General features: G+C 71.0%; 11 protein-coding genes. 4 read left to right on the forward strand and 7 right to left on the reverse strand.

The window, feature by feature from the left end; translation table 11 throughout:
• The first annotated feature begins 357 nt into the window (after positions 1 to 357).
• The 4 genes from F7R91_RS10220 to F7R91_RS10235 all read left to right on the forward strand — a co-directional run bounded on the left by F7R91_RS10220 (position 358) and on the right by F7R91_RS10235 (position 5,406).
• Positions 358 to 1,446, forward strand: coding sequence for a sugar ABC transporter substrate-binding protein (locus tag F7R91_RS10220; protein WP_150946767.1), 1,089 nt, complete (start codon positions 358 to 360; stop codon positions 1,444 to 1,446).
• 28 nt (positions 1,447 to 1,474) lie between these two features.
• Positions 1,475 to 2,257 (forward strand): ATP-binding cassette domain-containing protein, encoded by a 783-nt coding sequence (locus F7R91_RS10225; protein WP_150946769.1) that lies wholly within the window; start codon positions 1,475 to 1,477, stop codon positions 2,255 to 2,257.
• A gap of 5 nt (positions 2,258 to 2,262) precedes the next feature.
• Entirely contained in the window at positions 2,263 to 3,525 is a 1,263-nt protein-coding gene (locus tag F7R91_RS10230; protein ID WP_150946894.1) for a sugar ABC transporter permease, read from the forward strand.
• Between the two features lie 165 nt (positions 3,526 to 3,690).
• Positions 3,691 to 5,406 (forward strand): serine/threonine-protein kinase, encoded by a 1,716-nt coding sequence (locus F7R91_RS10235; protein WP_150946771.1) that lies wholly within the window; start codon positions 3,691 to 3,693, stop codon positions 5,404 to 5,406.
• 5 nt (positions 5,407 to 5,411) lie between these two features.
• On the opposite strand, the gene F7R91_RS10240 is transcribed toward F7R91_RS10235, so the two are convergent.
• The 7 genes from F7R91_RS10240 to F7R91_RS10270 form a co-directional block, all read right to left on the reverse strand.
• The gene (locus F7R91_RS10240; RefSeq protein WP_150946772.1) at positions 5,412 to 6,014 is read right to left on the reverse strand and encodes a sarcosine oxidase subunit gamma; all 603 of its coding nucleotides are present in this window, start codon (positions 6,012 to 6,014) and stop codon (positions 5,412 to 5,414) included.
• Positions 6,007 to 9,243, reverse strand: a complete 3,237-nt coding sequence (locus F7R91_RS10245) for a sarcosine oxidase subunit alpha family protein (protein ID WP_150946774.1) — start codon at positions 9,241 to 9,243, stop codon at positions 6,007 to 6,009. The genes F7R91_RS10240 and F7R91_RS10245 overlap by 8 nt, the downstream gene beginning before the upstream one ends.
• 11 nt (positions 9,244 to 9,254) lie before the next feature.
• Entirely contained in the window at positions 9,255 to 10,487 is a 1,233-nt protein-coding gene (locus F7R91_RS10250) for a sarcosine oxidase subunit beta family protein (protein WP_150946776.1), read from the reverse strand.
• Positions 10,484 to 11,779, reverse strand: coding sequence for a serine hydroxymethyltransferase (gene glyA, locus F7R91_RS10255; protein ID WP_150946778.1), 1,296 nt, complete (start codon positions 11,777 to 11,779; stop codon positions 10,484 to 10,486). Before glyA ends, F7R91_RS10250 begins: the two co-directional genes overlap by 4 nt.
• On the reverse strand, positions 11,776 to 12,636 hold the full coding sequence (locus F7R91_RS10260; protein ID WP_150946780.1) for a bifunctional methylenetetrahydrofolate dehydrogenase/methenyltetrahydrofolate cyclohydrolase: 861 nt from the start codon (positions 12,634 to 12,636) through the stop codon (positions 11,776 to 11,778). Before F7R91_RS10260 ends, glyA begins: the two co-directional genes overlap by 4 nt.
• 123 nt (positions 12,637 to 12,759) lie before the next feature.
• Complete coding sequence (locus tag F7R91_RS10265; protein ID WP_150946782.1) at positions 12,760 to 15,198, reverse strand: GcvT family protein; 2,439 nt, start codon at positions 15,196 to 15,198, stop codon at positions 12,760 to 12,762.
• Positions 15,199 to 15,412: 214 nt separating this feature from the next.
• Positions 15,413 to 16,387, reverse strand: coding sequence for an ABC transporter substrate-binding protein (locus F7R91_RS10270; RefSeq protein WP_150946784.1), 975 nt, complete (start codon positions 16,385 to 16,387; stop codon positions 15,413 to 15,415).
• Positions 16,388 to 16,391: the final 4 nt, after the last annotated feature.

A 16,391-nucleotide genomic window follows, 5' to 3' on the forward strand; every position in this document is an offset into this window, starting at 1 on the left:
AACCCGACAGATCCACTGGCCGTGCCGGGCGGGACGGCGGGGACCCTTTCGTTCGCAGATCGGCGCAGCCGGTGTCACACTGACGACGTGGTCGTCGTCCTGCCACTTCCGGGCGGCCCGTTGCATGACAGAGCCGCCGGTGCCGGGCCGGTCGGACCGAGGTCCCACCCCGCCGGGGCGGGCGGCGATGCCCCGCGACCACCACAGCCGCGTATGAGCTCAGGGGCCGGTGTCCGCCGGGTCCCGGGTGCCGGCGTGGCCACGTGGCACGAACCGTTGACGCCGCGATGGAAGCGTGCCGTTTCGTCACCGTGAGCGCCCCCTCGCCCCGCGAGGTGAAGGACAGGAGGCTCTTCCATGAAGGCCTGCATACGGGACGCGGCCGTCGCCACGGCCGCGGTCTCGACGGCCGTCGCTCTCGCGGCCTGCGGGTCGGACGCCGGAAACGACTCCGCCGGGGGGAGCTCTCCGAAGATCGGCGTGCTGCTGCCGGATGCCACGACGGCTCGCTGGGAGACACAGGACAGACCTCTGCTCCAGCAGAAGATCAAGGAACTCTGCCCCGACTGCACGATCGAGAACGCCAACGCGAAGAACGACGTGGCCATTCAGCAGGAGCAGGTGGATTCGATGATCACCAAGGGTGTCGATGCCATCCTGCTGGTGCCCGTGGACGGCAGATCGCTCGCCGCCGCGGTCAGGAAGGCCGATCAGGCCGGCATTCCGGTCATCTCCTACGACCGTCTCTCCGAAGGCCCGATCTCGGGTTACGCCTCCTTCGACGGCGAGGAGGTCGGCAGGCTCCAGGGCAGGGCACTGCTGAAGGCCATGGGACAGGGGGCGGCGGGCCGGCAGATCGTCATGATGAACGGCGATCCCAGCGACCCCAACACGGCGTTGTTCAAAGAGGGCGCGCTGTCCGTGCTCAACGGCCGAGTGAAGATCGGCAAGGCGTACGACACCCTCCAGTGGCGGACGGAGGCCGCGCACACGAACATGACCGGCGCCATCTCCGCCCTCGGCGTCGACAACATCCAAGGGGTCTACGCCGCCAACGACGGCCTTGCCGCCGGCAGCATCGCCGCCCTCAAGGCGAACAAGGTCAGCCCGCTGCCCCCGGTCACCGGGCAGGACGCCGAACTGGGGGCCCTGCAGCGCATCGTCGGCGGCGATCAGTACATGACCGTCTACAAGCCCTTCGCCCCCGAGGCCGCGGCCGGCGCCGCGATGGCCGTGGCCGCGGCCCGCAACCAGGGCCTCGGCGGTATCGCCAAGGACAAGGTGGAGACCCACAGCGGCAGAACGGTTCCGGCCGTCATGCTCACCCCCGTGGCCGTGACCGTCGACAACATCCAGGACACCTTGGTGAAGGACGGCGTGTACACGATCGAGCAGATCTGCATCCCGCGGCTCGGGGCCGCCTGCGAGAGGGCCGGGCTGACCTGACAGGCCGGTTGCGGTCCCCGGGAAGGAGATGGTTGCCGTGGCGGCTCCCCCCTTGCTGGCGCTGCGCGGGGTGTGCAAGCGCTTCGGTGTCGTCGAGGTCCTCAAGAACATCGAGCTGGAGATCCACGCCGGTCAGGTCGTCGCTCTGCTGGGAGACAACGGGGCCGGCAAGTCCACCCTGGTCAAGGTGATCTCGGGGGTGGCCCCCGCGGAGAGGGGCGTCATCGAGTGGGAGGGCCGCACGGTCCACATCAGGCGCCCCCATGACGCGCGGAACCTCGGTATCGCCACCGTCTACCAGGACCTGGCGCTGTGCGGGAACCTCGACGTCGTCGGCAATGTGTTCCTCGGCCGGGAGATCCTCAGATACGGGTTCCTCGACGAGGTGGAGATGGAGCGCCGCACCAGACATCTGCTGGAACGCCTGACGCGGAGCATCCCCGATCTGCGCGGCCCCGTCGTCTCCCTGTCCAGCGGCCAGCGGCAGACGGTCGCCATCGCCCGCTCCCTGCTCGGCGAGCCGCGGGTCCTCCTCCTCGACGAACCGACCGCGGCCCTGGGGTTCGAGCAGACCACCGAGGTCCTGGATCTCGTCGACGAGCTGCGCGACCGCGGTCTGGGCGTGCTGCTCATCAGCCACAACATGGGCGACGTCAAAGCGCTCGCGGACCGGGCCGCCGTCCTGCGGCTCGGCCGCAACAACGGCTTCTTCGACGTGAACACCGCGTCCCAGGAACAGATCATCTCCTCCATCACCGGCGCCACCGAGAATGTGCCGCGCCGGCCGGCCCACCGGGAGGCAGGGTGGTGAAAGAGATGCGCGGGGCGGCGGACGGCTCGTGGACCGAACCCGCCGCCGAGGCCGACCGGTCGGACCCGCGGCGGGCCGTCCTCGACGCCGTGGAGGGCTGGGTCGTCGTCTTCCGGCGCAAGCTGAGCGCGGGCGAACTCGGCTGGCTCCCCGTCGTTCTCGTCCTCGCCACCGTCTGGATCATCTTCCAGTCCCTCAACGACAACTTCCTCTCCCCCAGGAATCTGTCCAATCTCAGCGTGGACATCGTCGGCACGGGCCTGATCGCGGTCGGCATCGTCTTCGTGCTGCTGCTCGGTGAGCTCGACCTGTCGGTCGGCTCGATCAGCGGCCTCGCGGCGGCCGTGTTCGCCGTTCTGAACGTGAACAACGGGATGCCGGAATGGTTTGCCCTCGTCGTCGCCGTGCTCGCGGGTACCGCGGCGGGAACCGTGCAGGGCTATTCCTTCGCCAAGAGCCGCGTACCGGCGTTCGTCATCACTCTCGCGGGGCTGCTCACCTGGAACGGCATCATGCTCTACATCCTCGGGACCAGCGGCACCATCAACCTCGACGAGAACGGCCTCGTGGCCAAGCTGACGAGCCATTACTTCACCAACGACGCCGCCGCCTACGGCCTGGCGGCCGTCGCCACGGCCTTGGTCTTCCTCGTGGCCCATCAGGACCGGCGGCGCCGCAAGGCCGTCGGGATGCCGCACCGCTCGCTGCGGGGCATCGCGGTGCGCACGGCGGTGGCGGCGGTGATCGCGTTCTCGACGGCGTATGTGCTCAACAGTTTCCAGGGTCTGCCGCTCGCCCTGCTGATCTTCCTGGTCGTGGTGGCGGGCCTCGACGTCGTGCTCCGGCGCACCCACTACGGGCGGCAGGTCTACGCACTCGGCGGCGGTGTGGAGGCGGCCCGCCGGGCCAGCCTCAGTGTGACGCGGGTGCAGACCGCGGTGCTCGCGGTCTCGGGCACCATGGCGGCGATCGGCGGTCTGTTCCTGGCCTCGCGCATCACCTCGGTGAGCCAGAACTCGGGCTCGGGCGTGCTGCTTCTGAACGCCATCGCGGCGGCCGTCATCGGGGGCACCAGCCTGTTCGGAGGACGCGGCACCACATGGTCCGCGGTGCTCGGCATGCTGGTCATCCAGTCGATCGCCTCGGGCATGGCGATCACGGACACCCCCGCCGCTCTCCAGTTCATGATCACGGGCGGGGTGCTGTTCGCCGCGGTGATGATCGACGCTCTGGCACGGCGCTCGCAGGAGGCACACGGGCGTGCCTGACGCGCGGGGCCGGTTCCGAGGGGGCGCCGAAGCGCGGGAACAAGCCAACCCGGGCGAACCGCATGGCGGAAGTGGGGGAAACGGTGACCGCACGCCGAGGCTGAGTTAGCCTCGTCTTCCCTTGGTGGCGAACTGGCGTACGTAGAAAATCACTTCGGGGGATCCGTGACACAACAGCGGCCGGTGCCACCGGACCCGGCGAGAAACGAGGCTGCCGTTCTGCGGCAGACCGGTGCCGCACCTCTGGGCCCCCGCGACCCGGGCCGCATCGGCCCCTATGTGCCGCTGGCGCTGCTCGGCAGCGGCGGCATGGGGCGCGTCTATCTCGCACGGCCCGCGGACGCCGGCCCCGGTCTGGTCGCGGTGAAGGTGATCAGGCCCGAGTACGCGGACGACCCCGGTTTCCGGCGCCGGTTCGAGCGGGAGGCGTCGGTGCACGCCCGGGTCCGCACACGGCACATGCCGGAACTGCGCGGCACCGGCTTCGACGACGACCTCCTGTGGATGGCCACCGAGTACCTGCCGGGGCTGGATCTGGCCGATGCCGTGCGCGAGGACGGCGGCCTGGGGACCGTCGCGATCTGGCGGCTGGTGGGAGATCTGGGCCGGGCGCTCGCCGACCTCGCCGCCGCGGGGATCGTGCACCGGGATCTGAAGCCGTCCAATGTGCTGCTGTCCGTCCGGGGCACCTATGTGATCGACTTCGGCCTTTCGCTGGCCGTCGACTCCAGCGCGCTCACCGGCACGGGCAACCGCGTCGGAACGCCCGCCTACATGTCGCCGGAGCATCTGCGGACGGGCCGGTGCGACCCCGCGTCGGACGTGTTCTCGCTGGCCGGGACCCTCATCTACGCGACCACCGGGCATGCTCCGTTCGGCGACGGCACCGGGGTCGACGTCATGCACCGGGTCGCCTTCGAGGAGCCGGATCCGGAGCTGATCGGCCGGATCTCGGCGAAGGACACGGAACTCGGCTCACTGCTGTCCGCCTGTCTGGCCAAGGAGCCGGAGCGGCGGCCCGCCCCGCAGGACCTGATCGACGCGGCCGCGGACCGCGCCACGGCGTCCGGCTGGCCCGAGCCACTCGGCGGCAGGGTGCTGGCCAGGCAGCGGGCCTACGAGATGCTGAGCCGCCTCCCCGTCACGCCGGCGGCTCGCTTACGACCGCCGGACGACAGGCCCAAGGCCGTACGACCTCTTCCGCCCGAGCCGGTGAGGGCCGTACCAGCGCTTCCCCCCGAGTCGTTGAGCCGGTCCCGCAGAAAGCCGGTGCTGGCCGTCACCACGGGCGTCACCTTATGCGCGGTGGCCGCCGGGGTCTTCGTGCTCACCCGTCAGCACGCCCCCGCATCCGCCTCCTCCCCCGGCCCCCGTCCTGCAACCGGCCGCGCCGTGCCGGGCGATGCGGCCCCGTCGCCGGCGCCCGGGGCCTCGGATGCGTCGACCCTGTCGGGCAAGAGCGCCGACGGCGCCGCAAGCACCGACGGCGCCCTCTCACCTCCCGAGGTCTCCCGATCCGCCGACGCCCACTCCGGCCGTCGAGGCGCCTCGTCCCCTCCCGTCCTCGAGACCGGCACCCCCGCCCAGTCGCCCCCGACCGACGACAGCTCGCCCACCGGGCCCTCGGCCCCGCCCTGGATCTCCGACTGCACGTACTACTCCGGCAACGGACGCACAAGCCAGGGCGACAGCGGCAGACGCGTGCTTCAACTCCAGTGCATCCTGACGGAACGCGGCTACGACGCGGGCAGCACGGACCCGGACGGGGAGTTCGGTCCCGGGACGGAGTCCGCGGTGCGCAGCTTCCAGAACGCGAAGGGGCTGGAAACCGACGGCATCGTGGACCACGGCACCTGGACCGCCCTGCGCGGCACCGAGTGAGCCGTTCAGAGGTATTCCGTCGCCGCGTCCAGCAGCCAGTCCGTCAGATAGCCCGCGAAGGACGAACGGACCAGCACCCAGAATCCGGCCCTGGGTTCGTCCCGGGCCACCAGCACGACCTGGGTGCGGGCCAGGGTCGTCTGGGCGCAGCGTCCGGCTCCGAAGGCGCGCGGATGCAGATCCAGCGCACACCCGTGGGCCAGCAGGTCGCGGGCCCGTGACCCCGTGACGAGGAGAGTGGTGCGCTGCGCGGAGACGTCGGTGACGGAGACGGGCTCGTTGCCGGCGGCTTCCCGGATGCGGCTCTCCAGTTCCCGCTGCGTGCCGGGCCGGCCCACCAGCAGCCATTCGTCCGGGCCGAGCCACAGCGCGGTCAGCTCACCGCCGTGTACGACGGTGTTGGGTTCGAGGGGCAGTTGCAGGTCCAGCGCGAGCCCGACGGCGTCCGCCGCCGCACCCTTGGCGTCGAGGCGGACGTTGAGTTGGGCCAGGAAGCGGAGTTCGGCCAGCCGGACCGCGCCCCCGGAGGCACGCGTCGCGGCGGCCAGGCGGCCGGCGGCCTGCGAGAGGGGGCTGCGGGGCGGGGCGGTCAGGGCGGTGTCAGCCATCGCGGCGTGCTCCCTCGGGGTCGTAGAGGACGGGGCTTGCGACGGTCACCGGGACCAGCCGGTCGCCCACGGGGGCGTACAGCCGCTCGCCGATACGGTCCCGGCCGCCCTTGATCAGGGCGAGCGCGAAGGTCCGGCCGAGGGCGGCGCTGCGGTAGCTGGAGGTGACATGGCCGAGCGTCGGGACGGGCGGGGCGGGCAGCACGCTGTCGGCGACCAGGTGGGTGCCCTCGGGGAGGAACGTGCCCGGGTCCTCGGGCAGCAGGCCCACCAGGTGCTTGCGGTCGGGGCGGACGGTGTCGGCGCGGGCGTAGGAGCGCTTGCCGATGAAGTCGGGCTTCTTCTTCGACACGGCCCAGCTCATGCCGAGGTCCTGCGGGGTGACGGTGCCGTCGGTGTCCTGGCCGATGATCGGGTAGCCCTTCTCCGCGCGCAGGACGTGCATGGTCTCGGTGCCGTACGGCGTGATGCCGTAGGGGGCACCTGCCGCGTACAGCGCCTCCCACAGGGCGAGGGCCTCCCAGGGGGACACATTGATCTCGTAGGCCAGTTCGCCGGAGAAGCTGATCCGGCACACCCTCGCCCCGATGCCCGCGACGGTCGTCCCGCGCCATGCCATGAACGGGAAGTCCTCGTTGCTCACGGCGAGTTGGGGAGCGAGCGAGCCGAGGACCTCGCGGGAGCGCGGGCCGACCAGGGCGACGGTGGCCCACTGCTCGGTGACCGAGGTGCAGTGCACGCGCAACTCGGGCCACTCGGTCTGCAGCCACTCCTCCATCCAGTCCAGTACGGCGGCCGCGTTGCCCGTGGTCGTGGTGACCAGGAAGCGGTCCTCGGCGAGGCGGATGACCGTGCCGTCGTCGAAGACCATGCCGTCCGGGCGGCACATCACGCCGTAGCGGATCATGCCGACCTTCAGGGTGCTCATCATGTTGGTGTAGAGCAGGTCCAGGAAGACGCCGGCGTCCGGACCCTGCACGTCGATCTTGCCGAGGGTGGAGGCGTCCATGAAGGCGACGCTGTCGCGGGCGGCGGCGCACTCGCGCAGCACCGCGGCCTCCATGTCCTCGCCGTCCCGCGGGTAGTACCAGGGCCGCTTCCACTGGCCGACGTTCTCGAACAGGGCGCCGTGCCCGACATGCCACTCGTGCAGGGCGGTCACCCGGATCGGGTCGTGCAGCGCGCCGCGGTCACGGCCCGCGAGGGCGGCGAAGGAGACGGGAGTGTACGGCGGCCGGAACGTGGTGGTGCCGAGCACCGAGATGTCCACGCCGAGCAGTTCGGCGACGACGCCGCTGGCCAGGACGCCCGAGGTCTTGCCCTGGTCGTTGGCGGTGCCGGCCGTGGTGTAGCGCTTGGTGTGCTCCACCGAGCGCAGTCCGGCGCCGGTCGCCCGGGCCAGGTCGTCGACGGTGACGTCGCGTTGGAGGTCGACGAAACGCGGAGCGCCTTCCCGGCCGGGGACGGTGAAGACCTGCATGGGCGGCGTCTGCGGCTGGGCCGCCACGTGCGGGAGGCGGGGCGCCTCGCAGGTGAAGCCCTCGGCCTCGACCGCGCGAGCGCCGGCTGCCGCGCCCTGCGCGAGGACCGCGCCGAGGTCCGGCGTGCCGTTCGCGCTGCCCGCGACCTCGACCGCCTGACGGCAGGTGTCGGGGACGAACGAGCCGAGCGCGTCGTCGTGGCGCAGCGTGCCGCCCGCCTGGCTGAACAGGTGCGCCACCGGGTTCCAGCCGCCGGAGACCAGAAGCAGGTCGGCGGCGAACTCCCGCTGCCCCGCGGACTCTCCGTACGGGGCCACGCTCACGGAGGTCAGTCGCGCGTCGCCCTCCGTGCCGGTGACGGCGTGGCCGGACAGCACCTCGACACCGGCGGCCCGGGCGCGCTCCGCCCACTCCCCCGGCTCCGGGCGGGTGTCGACGATCGCCGTGACGTCCACGCCCGCCGCGGTGAGATCCAGCGCCGCCGCGTAGGCACTGTCGTTGGTGGTGAAGACGACGGCGTGACGGCCGGGCAGTACTCCGTGGCGGTTGACGTAGGCCCGGGCGGCGGCGGCCAGCATCACCCCGGGGCGATCGTTGTCCGCGAAGGCGAGCGAGCGCTCGTGGGCGCCGGTGGCGAGGACGACGCGACGGGCGCGGATGCGCCAGACGCGTTCACGGGAGACGTTCTCCGGGGCCCCGGCGCCGAGGTGGTTGGTGCGGCGCTCGACGGCGAGGAGGTGGTTGTCGTCGTAGTACCCGAAGACGGTGGTGCGGCGCAGTACGCGGACCTCGGCGGCGGCGTCGAGCTGTGCGCCGGTCGTCTCCACCCAGTCGAGGTGCTCGCCGGTGCCGAGCAGGCTGCCGCCCGGCTCCGGCTGGTCGTCGGCGAGGATGACGCGGGCGCCGCTGTGCGCCGCCGCCGCCGCGGCCGCGAGGCCGGCCGGGCCGGCGCCGACGATCAGCAGGTCGCAGTGGGCGTGTACGGCGTCGTAGCGGGCGGGGTCGGGCTCGGTGGCGAGGCGGCCCTGGCCGGGGAGGCTGCTCGCGACCAGGCCGTCGTACAGCTCCACGGTCGTGGCGGGCAGCATCGGCTCCGGGAAGGGGGCCTCGATCTGGACGACGGCGTTCGGCTCTTCGACGCCGGCGGAGAAGATGCCGCGGGGGCGGCCTCGTTTGATGCTGGTCGCTGCCGCGATGACGCCGTTGGCGAGGAGGGCGGAGGCGAGGGTGTCACCTCGGTGGCCCTGGTATTCGACGCCGTCGAAGGTGAAGGTGAAGGCGGTGTCGCGGTCTATTCGGCCGCCGGTGGGGGTGCGGAACGTACGAGTCTCGCCCCCGCCGCCCCTACCCGTCCCGTCCTGAAGGGACTCCGCCCCTTCGACCCCGATGGGGGCTGCGCCCCCAGACCCCCCTTCGGGCTGAACGGCCTCGTCCTCAAACGCCGGACGGGCTGGTGATGCCTGCCTCGGCTCAAGGGTGGCCGGGTATGACTCCCCCGCCTTGTAGACGGCAAGGATCTCGTTGGTCGCCGTGTCCCGCACGGCGTTGAACCAGCGGCGGCACCCCGCCGCGTGGCTCCAGCGTTCGGCGAACGGGCCCTTCGGGTTGGCGCGGAAGAAGAGGTACCGGGCCCACTCCTCGTCGGTGAGGGCCGCCGGGTCCTCGGGATACGGCACGTGTGCCTGGCCGCCGTAGTGGAACTCGGCCTCGTCGCGGGGCCCGCACCACGGGCAGGGGATGAGCAGCATCGTTCGGCTCCCTAGTGGGCCACCGCGGCCGCGCCGTGCTCGTCGACGAGCGCGCCGGTGGTGAAACGGTCGAGCGAGAAGGGGGCGTTGAGGGGGTGGGGCGTGTCGTGGGCGATGGTGTGGGCGTAGACCCAGCCGACGCCGGGGGTGGCCTTGAAACCTCCTGTGCCCCAGCCGCAGTTGAGGTAGAGGTTGTCGACCGGGGTGAGGCCGATGATCGGCGAGGCGTCGGGGCTGACGTCGACGATGCCGCCCCAGGTGCGCAGCACATGGGCGCGGGCGAAGACCGGGAAGAGCTCCAGGGCCGCGGACATCTGTTCTTCGATGATGTGGAAGGCGCCGCGCTGGGTGTAGGAGTTGTACGCGTCGATGCCCGCGCCCATGACCAGCTCGCCCTTGTGCGCCTGGCTGACGTACACATGGACCGCGTTGGACATGACGACCGTCGGGTGCACCGGCTCCAGCAGCTCCGACACGAGCGCCTGCAACGGGTGGCTCTGGAGCGGGAGTTCGATGCCGGCCATGGCGGCCAGCACCGAGGTGTGGCCTGCCGAGCACAGGGCCACCTTGCCGGCCGCGATCGGGCCGAGCGTGGTCTGCACTCCGACGATCCGGCCGCCGACGATGTCGAGGCCGGTGACCTCGCAGTTCTGGATGATGTCGATCCCGGCGGCGTCGGCGGAGCGGGCCAGGCCCCAGGCGACGTAGTCGTGCTTGGCGATGCCGGCCCGCGGCTGGTAGGTGGCGCCGAGGACCGGATAGCGCACGTCGGGCGAGATGTTGACGATCGGGCAGACCTCTTTGACCCGCTCGGCGTCGAGCCATTCGGCGTCCACGCCATTGAGCCGGTTCGCCTCCACGCGGCGCACGCTGTCGCGGACGTCCTGGAGGCTGTGGGCCAGGTTGAGCACGCCGCGCTGGGAGAAGAGGATCGGGTAGTCGAGCTCGTCCGCCAGCCCCTCCCAGAGCTTGAGCGCGTGCTCGTAGATGCCGGCGCTCTCGTCCCACAGGTAGTTGGAGCGGATGATCGTGGTGTTGCGGGCCATGTTGCCGCCCGCCAGCCAGCCCTTCTCCAGCACGGCGACCTTGGTGATGCCGTGGTTCTTCGCCAGGTAGTGGGCGGTGGCCAGGCCGTGTCCACCGCCGCCCACGACGATCACGTCGTACGAGCGCTTCGGCTCGGGCGTGCGCCACAGCCAGTCGGGGTGGTCGGGGAGTTCGGCGCCGGGCGTGTGGGGGCTCATCGGGCGTCTCCGGCTTCTGCCTCTGCCGCTGACAGGTGCGGGTAGAGCGGGTGCTTGGCGGCCAGCGCCTCGGTGCGGGCGCGGAGGGCGCCGATGTCGGGCTCGGGCTGGAGCGCCAGCGCGATCACGTCGGCGACCTCGGTGAAGTCCTCCTCGGTGAAGCCGCGGGTGGCCAGTGCCGGGGTGCCGATGCGCAGGCCCGAGGTGACCATGGGCGGGCGCGGGTCGAAGGGGACGGCGTTGCGGTTGACCGTGATGCCGATCTCGTGGAGCAGGTCCTCGGCCTTTCTGCCGTCGAGTTCGGAGTCCCGCAGGTCGACCACGACGAGGTGGACGTCCGTGCCGCCGGTCAGCACCTTCACCCCGGCAGCGGCCGCATCCGCGCGGGTGAGGCGTGCGGCGAGGATGCGGGAACCGGCCAGCGTGCGGGCCTGGCGCTCGGCGAACTCCGGTGACGCGGCGACCTTGAACGACACCGCCTTCGCGGCGATCACGTGCTCCAGGGGGCCGCCCTGCATCCCGGGGAAGACCGCAGAGTTGATCTTCTTGGCGAGGTCGGCGTCGTTGGTGAGGACGACTCCTCCGCGCGGGCCGCCCAGCGTCTTGTGCGTCGTGGTCGTCACCACGTGGGCGTGCGGGACCGGGCTCGGGTGCAGCCCCGCCGCGACCAGACCCGCGAAGTGCGCCATGTCGACCATCAGCAGGGCGCCCACCTCGTCGGCGATACGGCGGAAGGCGGCGAAGTCCAGCTGCCTGGGGTACGCCGACCAGCCCGCGATGATCATCTTGGGGCGGTGTTCCTTGGCGAGCCGTTCGACCTCGTCCATGTCGACGAGATGGTCCGCCTCGGCCACGTGGTACGGCACGACGTTGAGCATCTTGCCGCTGTAGTTGATGCGCATGCCGTGGGTGAGGTGCCCGCCGTGCGCGAGGTCGAGGCCGAGGATCGTGTCGCCGGGCCGGAGCAAGGCGAAGAAGACGGCCGTGTTGGCCTGGGCGCCCGAGTGCGGCTGGACGTTGGCGAAGCCCGCGCCGAAGAGGGACTTGACGCGCTCGATGGCGAGGCGCTCGGTGACATCGACGTGTTCGCAGCCGCCGTAGTAGCGGCGGCCGGGGTAGCCCTCGGCGTACTTGTTGGTGGCGACCGACCCCTGGGCCTCCATCACGGCGGAGGGCGCGAAGTTCTCGGAGGCGATCATTTCGAGGGTGGACTGCTGGCGGTGCAGCTCTGCCCGGAGGGCGGCGTGGACCTCGGGGTCCAGCTCCGCCAGGGGGGTGTTCAGCGCGTTCATACGGCGTTCGCGTTCCTCTCGGCGGCCTCGACGACATTGGCGAGCAGCATGGCCCGTGTCATGGGGCCCACGCCCCCGGGCATCGGCGCGAGCCGTCCGGCGACCGTGGCGGCCTCCGGGTGCACATCGCCGACCAACCCCCGCTCGGTGCGGGTGACACCGACGTCCAGGACCGCGGCGCCGGGGCGCAGCATGTCCTTGGTGATCAGCCCGGGCGAGCCGGCGGCCGCGACGACGATCTCCGCCTCGCGGACGTGCCAGGCCAGGCCCTTGGTGCCGGTGTGGCACAGGGTCACGGTGGCGTTCTCCGATCTGCGGGTGAGCAGCAGTCCGATGGGCCTGCCGACCGTGACGCCCCGGCCGATGACGCACACCCGTGCTCCGGCGAGCGGCACCTCGTACCGGCGGAGCAGTTCGACGATGCCGCGCGGGGTGCAGGGCAGCGGGGCCTCGACGCCGAGCGCGAGCCGGCCGAGGTTGACGGGGTGCAGACCGTCGGCGTCCTTGGCCGGGTCCATGCGTTCCAGGACCGCGCCCCCGTCCAGGTGGCGCGGCAGCGGGAGCTGGACGATGTAGCCGGTGCAGGCGGGGTCGGCGTTGAGTTCGTCGATGACGTCCTCGACCTGCTGCCGGCTTGCGTCCGCGGGCAGTTCACGGCGGAGGGAGGCGATGCCCACCTGTGCGCAGTCGCGGTGCTTGCCGGCGACGTAGGCATGGCTGCCGGGGTCGTCGCCGACCAGGACGGTGCCGAGGCCCGGCGGGCGACCGCTGTTCGCGGTCAGCTTGGCCACGCGTTCGGCGAGTTCGCGGCGGAGGTCGGCGGCAGTCGCCTTGCCGTCGAGCAGCTGTGCGGTCACCGGCGGTACTCCTTCCAACGGGGCTGGAGTTGAGCGCCCCAAAGGGACGCGGGGAACTGCGCGATCAGCCACGACGTACCCGCAGCCGATCGACGACCCATCGCGGAACCTCCTGCGGACCACTCACCCACGAAGACGGGACATCGTCGGGTCGAACAACGGCTCTTCGGCCACGACCGCCTCGACGCGCCGGTCGAAGTAGCCGATGCGCAGCGTGGTGCCGGCGGTGGCGAGTCCCGCCGGGAGCCAGGCGTAGGCGATGCCCTTGCCGATGGTGTAGCCGTGGGCGGCGCTGGTGACGTAGCCGACGGCACGGTCGCCGTCGTACACCGGTTCCTTGCCCATGACGACCGCCTGCGGATCGTCGATCGTGAGACAGGTGAGCCTGCGCCGTACGTCGGCCTTGCGGCGTTCCACCGCCGCCTTGCCGATGAAGTCGTCCTTGTCGAGCTTGACGGCGAAGCCGACTCCGGCCTCGTAGGGGTCGTGCTCGTAGGTCATGTCGGTGCCGAAGGAGCGGTAGCCCTTCTCCAGGCGGAGGCTGTTGAAGGCGCCGCGGCCGGCGACGATGCCGCCGAGCGGCCTGGCCGCCTGCCAGAGGGTGTCCCACAGCTTGAGGCCCTGGTCGGCGGTGGTGTACAGCTCCCAGCCGAGCTCACCGACGTAACTCAGACGCATCGCTGTGACCGGGACGGAGCCGATGTGGGCGCGCCGGGCGCGGAAGTACTTCAGGCCCTCGCCCGAGAAGTCCTCGTCCGTGAGGGGCTGGAGGACCTTGCGTGCCAGGGGACCCCACAGGCCGATGCAGCAGGTGCCGGGCGTGATGTCGCGTGCCTGGACCGAGCCGTCGGCCGGGAGGTGCCGGGTGAACCAGTCGAGGTCGAGATTGCCGTTGGCGCCGACCTGGAAGAGGTCGCGGGCCAGCCGGGCGACGGTGATGTCGCTGCGGATGCCGCCGTCGTGGTCGAGGAGCAGGGTGTACGTGACGGAGCCGACCGACTTGGCGACCTTTCCGGTGCACAGGCGCTCCAGGAAGCCGGCGGCACCGGGGCCGCTCACCTCCAGGCGCTTGAGGGCCGTCATGTCGTACATCGCGACGGTCTCCCGGGTGACCTGGGCCTCGGCGCCGACGATCGGCGACCAGTAGCGTGCCGCCCAGTCGTTGGGGGTCGGGATGCTGCGGCCCGTGACGAGGGCGGCGTTGGCCTCGTACCACTGCGGGCGCTCCCATCCGTTCGCCTCCAGGAAGAAGGCGCCCACCTCCTGCTGGCGGGCGTAGAACGGGCTGGTGCGGATCGGGCGGGGGTCCCCCGACGGCTGGAGCGGGTGCAGGATGTCGTAGACCTCGACGAAGTTCTGGCAGTCGCGGGCCAGGACGTACTCCGGGGAGAGCTGGTGCGGCTCGAAGCGGTTGACGTCGCACTCGTGCAGGTCGAAGGAGGAGCAGTAGCCGTCGACCAGCCATTCGGCGACGGCGCGCCCCACGCCGGCGCTGTGGGTGACCCAGACGGCCTCGGCGACCCAGAAGCCCTTGACGTCCGGGGACTCGCCGAGGAGCGGGTAGCCGTCGGTGGTGAAGGAGAACAGGCCGTTGATGCCCTCCTCGACCTTGGCCTCCTTCGTCGAGGGCAGCAGGGACTGCGTCTCGGTCCAGGCGTCCTCGAAGTCCTCCTCGGTGAACTTCAGGACCGAGGGCATCTGTTCGGCCTCGTCCACGGCGAGGATGTCGTCCGCACGGACGGGCATCGGGCGGTGGCCGTAGGAGCCGATGCCCAGGCCGTCGAAGCGGTCGCGGTAGTAGAGGTCGGCGTCCTGGTGGCGCAGGATGGGGCGCACCGCCTCCTCGGTCTGGCCGGCCAGCGCCGGGATCGGGCCGGTCCAGGCGAGCTGGTGGGCGAGCGGCGTGAGCGGCAGGTTCATGCCGGCCATGCGGGCGATCTTCGGTCCCCAGATGCCGGCGCAGCACACGACGATGTCGGCGGGGAGCTCGCCCTGGTCGGTGAGGACGCCGGTGACCCGGCCCTCTGCCTGCGTCACGTCGAGGACTTCGTGGCGGGCGAGGAAGCGCACACCGCGCTCGGTGGCGCGGCGGATCTGCGCCTCGACCGCGAGGACCGCCTTGGCGAGGCCGTCCGTGGGTACCAGGAGGCCGCCGAGGACCTTGTCCCGGTTCACCAGCGGGTGCTGCTCGACGCACTCCTCGGGGCTCAGCAGCCGGGACTCGATGCCCCAGGCGGTGATCCAGCCGTGGCGCCGGTGCAGTTCGGTCAGGCGCTCGGGGGTGGTGGCCACTTCGAGGCCGCCCACCTGGAGGAAGCAGGGCTTGCCGTCGACGTCGAGGGAGCAGAACTTCTCGACCGTGTAGCGGGCGAGCTCCGTCATCGTCTTGGAGGGGTTCGTCTGGAAGACCAGGCCCGGGGCGTGCGAGGTGGATCCCCCGGTGGCCGGGAGCGGGCCCTGGTCGACCACGGTCACTTCGGTCCAGCCGCGCGCGGAGATCTCGTCCGCGAGTGCCGCGCCCACGACGCCCGCTCCGATGATGACCACTCGGGGTCCCGCCATCGCCGCACCTCCGATTGAAAACCAGTCCAGCCGTTCGGTTGCTTTCTGCGCAACATGCTTCAGGTTGCGCAACTCAATGTGCCTGCCTCGGGGAGGGGGTGTCAAGGGGTGCGTGACGTCGGAAAACAGCCCGAATCATGGCAATGCCCGGCGGGCGGTGCACACAGGTGCACACCGCCCGCCGGGCATGTCCGACCGTCGCTTGCGACCCGGGCTACTTGATCCAGGCGTCGACCTTCGCGCGGTTGGCGTCCACCCACTTCTTCGCCGCCGCCTCGGGGGACATCTTGTCCACCGCGATGTACTTGGCCACGACGTTCTGGTCCTCGTTCGTCCAGCTGAAGTTCTTCACCAGGTTGTAGGCCGGGCTCCCGGACTTCGCGAACTTCGCGCTGACGATCTTGTCGAGGTCGTAGACGGGGTAGTCGCAGGCGACCTTGGCCGCGTCGGCGTCACAACCCGCCTTGTACGCGGGCAGGTTGACCTTGACGAGCGGTACCTCGGAGAGGAACCACTGCGGCTCGTAGAAGTAGCCGATCACCCATTCCTTGTTCTTCTCCGCCTTGCGGAAGGCCTGGATGAGGGCGGTCTCGCTGCCCGCGTACACCACCTTGAAGTTCAGCTTGAGGTTCTTCACCAGCGCCTCGTCATTGGTGACGTAGGACGGGTCGCCGTCCAGGAGCTGGCCCTTGCCGTCGGATTCGGAGGTCTTGAAGTTGGCGGCGTACTTGTTGAGGTTCTTCCAGTCGGTGATGTCCGGGTGGGCCTTGGCCAGCCACGGCGGCACGTACCAGCCGATGAGGCCCTTGTTGCCGGTGGGGCCGGCCTCCACGGCGGTCTTCTGCTGGGTGATGTACTTCTTCTTCAGGTCGTCGTGGCCCCAGTTCTCCAGGACCGTGTCGACCTCGCCGGTGCCGAAGCCCTGCCAGGCGATCTCTTCCTTCAGGTCCTTCTTGGTGACCTTGCAGCCGAGGTCGTGCTCCGCGACGTGCGCGACGACCGCCGCGTCCGCCTCGTAGCCCACCCACGGGTTGACGGCGAGGTTGAACGTGCCGCACGAGGCGGAGTCGCCCGAGCCCGATCCCGCGGAGTCCTCGCCGACCTTCGCTCCGCCGCAGGCGGTCAGAGCGAGTCCGAGGACGGCCACGCCGGCGGCGCCGACTCTCCACTGTCTTGCTTGCCTTGCCATGGTC

The organism is Streptomyces luteolifulvus, assembly GCF_008806595.1.
Taxonomy (GTDB): domain Bacteria; phylum Actinomycetota; class Actinomycetes; order Streptomycetales; family Streptomycetaceae; genus Streptomyces; species Streptomyces luteolifulvus.